Origin of the sequence: Malonomonas rubra (assembly GCF_003247215.1) — a bacterium.
GTDB lineage: Bacteria > Desulfobacterota > Desulfuromonadia > Desulfuromonadales > Geopsychrobacteraceae > Malonomonas > Malonomonas rubra_A.
In genome coordinates, this window is sequence record NZ_QKAP01000078.1 from 1 (window position 1) to 3351 (window position 3351).

3 protein-coding genes and 1 pseudogene are annotated in these 3351 nt (G+C 50.2%); 3 read left to right on the forward strand and 1 reads right to left on the reverse strand.

Annotation, left to right across the window (positions count from 1 at the left end; all coding sequences use genetic code 11):
- From Q7J88_RS08040 to Q7J88_RS08050, 3 genes and pseudogenes are all read left to right on the forward strand, one after another.
- A pseudogene (locus Q7J88_RS08040) lies at window positions 1–347 on the forward strand (hypothetical protein); the annotation flags it as partial.
- A gap of 33 nt (window positions 348–380) precedes the next feature.
- The gene (locus tag Q7J88_RS08045) at window positions 381–818 is read left to right on the forward strand and encodes a chemotaxis protein CheX (RefSeq protein ID WP_303721654.1); all 438 of its coding nucleotides are present in this window, start codon (window positions 381–383) and stop codon (window positions 816–818) included.
- Window positions 815–2023, forward strand: coding sequence for a hypothetical protein (locus Q7J88_RS08050; RefSeq protein ID WP_303721655.1), 1209 nt, complete (start codon window positions 815–817; stop codon window positions 2021–2023). The genes Q7J88_RS08045 and Q7J88_RS08050 overlap by 4 nt, the downstream gene beginning before the upstream one ends.
- Window positions 2024–2068: 45 nt before the next feature.
- Here Q7J88_RS08050 and Q7J88_RS08055 read toward each other — a convergent pair whose 3' ends face one another.
- Window positions 2069–3148, reverse strand: coding sequence for a sigma-54-dependent Fis family transcriptional regulator (locus Q7J88_RS08055; RefSeq protein ID WP_303721656.1), 1080 nt, complete (start codon window positions 3146–3148; stop codon window positions 2069–2071).
- Window positions 3149–3351 lie beyond the last annotated feature (203 nt).

Here is a 3351-nt window from a genome sequence, read left to right on the forward strand (position 1 = left end):
CGAACGAAGCGGCATTAGCGATTACCGCAGCATTTCTCGGCATGAAAATCGACGAAGATGTGTGCGATGCCATCGGCAAATTAGCCAACAAGCTTGGCAGCAACATCAAAGTAGCCCTCGACCCCGAAGGGACCGAGTTAAACTGTCGATGCCCTTGGCCATTTCCGGGCAGGAATACTCCATCGACTGTCTTGTCGATGCAAAAGATGTCACTGTTCCTTTCGAACTGGAAGGATTCACAACTCTGGTCGAGCTGCAAATCGGTCCAGAATCACCTGCTGATCCCGATTACAGCTGGCGAAGCTGAAAAGGAAATTATTTTGGAATTTGCTAAAAAAATTATTTAATCAACCGAAGAGATCTTTGGCACCATAATTTTCATGGAGATCTCTTCGGCTCCGCCATTACCGGAAGGGAAAGAAATCCTCGATAGCCATGTTTCTTCCATGATCGGGCTAAGCAGAGATTTCACCAGTATACTCAATATTCATTGCCCTGGTAATGTCGGCATGGCGATCACCAGCAAAATGCTTGGCATGGATGTTGAATGTATAGAGGGCGATGTCAAAGATACCCTCGGTGAAATTGCCAACATGGTCGCCGATGGGGTTAAAGAAGCATTTGCTGCAGAAAACATAATCTGGAGCTGGCAATTCCAACTACAGTTTCGGGAAAATCCTACACGGTTTCTTCCCCGTGCAACAGTGACCGGGTCGTCGTTCCATCTGATGTTGAGTCAGGGCGTTTTTTCGTGGAGATTTAATATTCTCTCAGCTAGCCCTGTTTACAGAGTCAATCCTAGTGAGAGGGCACCTTGAAGCAACGGGCCATTATTGACGTCATCTGCAAGGCTGGCGTCGAAAATCTAGCAACAGAAATTGGTGAACTCCTTGGCAGGGAGTTGTCGTGCAACGACATCAAGCTCCATCTTATCTCCAAAGAAACCATCTTTAGAGATCTAAATCGTGTGTCTTCCGTTCTCACCCGCATGACCATCGGCGGCGAGAAGGAAGGCGATTGCTACCTCATCACCCAGCTCGACTCAGCCATCATTCTCGGCGGCACCCTGATCATGCTGCCGGATGACGTCATTGAAGAGCAGGTCAGAAACGGCAAACTCGATGGCGAACTGAATGATGCATTCAGTGAAGTTGCCAATATTATTGCTGGCGTCTTTACTCAGTCTTTCGTAGATAAATATTCAAAAACGATCCATTTCATCAAAAAAAGCGTCGAAGAATTGCCCCCGCCGACAAAAATTGACATGGCGAGCGATGCGCCCTGCCCTCCAGGCAATTATTACGTCGCCAGCTGTCAAATTAGCGACGGGGAAAACAGCCTCGGGTTGTTGGAGTTTGTGGTTCCGGCGTCAGCCTTCGACCTCGAAGCAGAGACTCCGAAAGCCGCTGCCTCAGAACCGGCAACACTGGAACCGTTAGCCGCTCCAGTAGCACCAGTTTCAGCGCAACCTGAACCGACAACGGGCCAATCTGCCAACAAACCGACTACGGCAGCGACAGCGAAACCAGCATTTGAAACCACAGCCACAGTTGCTCCTGTCCCCGGACCATCAGCCGGAGCGAGCCCCGCTTCGCAGGCGGCGGTGGAATTTGCAGCCACTACGCAACCCGCCGCCCCCCTTGCCGCAACCGGGACACCTCTGGTGTTGGTGATTTCAGAGAATGCCGCTGCGGCCCAAATGTATGCGGAAATCCTTTCATCCGCTCAGTACGACTGCAAAGTGCTGAGCTTTAAAGAAGATATCAAAAGCTATTTTCAGCAGAATCAGATAATAGGAGCAATCCTGATCATGTCGCAGGTCAATGAAAAAGGCTTTGCGGCAGCCATAAAGCTGCAGTCGTCCGGCCAAGTTCTGCCACCTTTGATTTTTGCAGGTCCGGAGTGGACCCGTACCAGCGTCTTAAAGGCCGCCAAATACGGTGCCCGCGACATCCTGATTACACCCGCATCAGGAGATGAAATCGAGGAGAAAATCAGCCAGCATTTCCGTAAAGCGAGCTGAAAAAAATACAAAACCCCCGCCTAATTGGCGGGGATTTTCTGTAGATCAAACCGGTAAATTCTTCTTTTTGATTTTTTCGATCAATGTCGTGCGTTTGAGGTTCAGCAGGCGGGCCGCCTCTTTTTTATTTCCACCGGTCCTGCTCAACGCCTGCAGAATAAGCTTGTCCTCGAAATCGCTGATCAGGCCGTTAAAATCGAGCCCATCAGCGGTCCACTCCGCCACCGGCGGAGAAATCGCAGGCGCTTTTAGCTCCAATGGTTCTGAGGCTTCGATCTCTTGAACCAAGTCCTCAACCGGCAAGCTTTGAGGCAGATCTTCTTCAGGAATCGGTTCGGCTCGATACTTCTCCGGCAGTTCCTTGAGCGTGACACACTTGCCACGGTTCAGGATCACCAATCGTTGGATCAGGTTCTCCAGTTCTCGCACGTTGCCCGGCCATAGATAGCCCTGCAAACTGCGCATTGCCAGCGGGTCGATACTGGTCGGCTTGTCACTTTTCCGCCGACTAAATTGAACGATAAACTTTTCAATCAGAACCGGGATATCTTCTTTGCGCTCACGTAGCGGCGGTGCGTGCAGAGGAATAACCGCCAGACGATAATAGAGATCCTCTCGAAACTGCCCATCAACAACCAGCTTTTCCAAGTTTTGATGGGTCGCCGCGATCACCCGGACATCGACCTTCATCGGCCTGACACCGCCAACCTGCTCAACTTCGCGCTCCTGTAACACCCGAAGTAGCTTGGCTTGCAGACTCGGCTTCATATCGCCTATCTCATCAAGAAACAGGGTGCCGCCGTCGGCAAACTGCACACGCCCGATTTTCGACTGCTGGGCACCAGTAAACGCCCCTTTGACATAACCGAACAGTTCACTCTCGAGCAATTCATCTGGAATAGCGGCGCAGTTGACCGGAACGAAGTGACTATTCTTGCGCGGGCTGTTTTCGTGGATGGCCCGCGCAATTAGCTCTTTGCCGGTACCGCTCTCCCCTTGGACCAAGACCGTGCTCTCGCCCTCTTCGGCGACACAGGAGATCAGGTCGAAAAGTTCCAGCATCTGAGAGGAACGGCCGATCATACCACCCAAACCAGATCCCGAATGATTTATCGCTGATGTCATAATCTCATTTCCAAAGAGTAAGCAGTTGAAATCAGCAGAGGTTGCCTCTTCAAACGGCAAAGATGAGGCAACAATAATATACGATGTGTAATGTGTCAATATTTAGACACATTATTTTTTAAAACATTTTAAGAACTGCCGAATTGAAGAGAATTCAGGAAATTTTCGTTACCACAGTCGAAAAATTGACTGATTGCGATAAC

Excerpts from the sequence above, each read along its gene's own strand:
- Q7J88_RS08045 (WP_303721654.1), top strand. The coding sequence starts at position 381 with ATGGAGATCTCTTCGGCTCCGCCATTACCGGAAGGGAAAGAAATCCTC.
- Q7J88_RS08055 (WP_303721656.1), bottom strand. The coding sequence starts at position 3,148 with ATGACATCAGCGATAAATCATTCGGGATCTGGTTTGGGTGGTATGATC.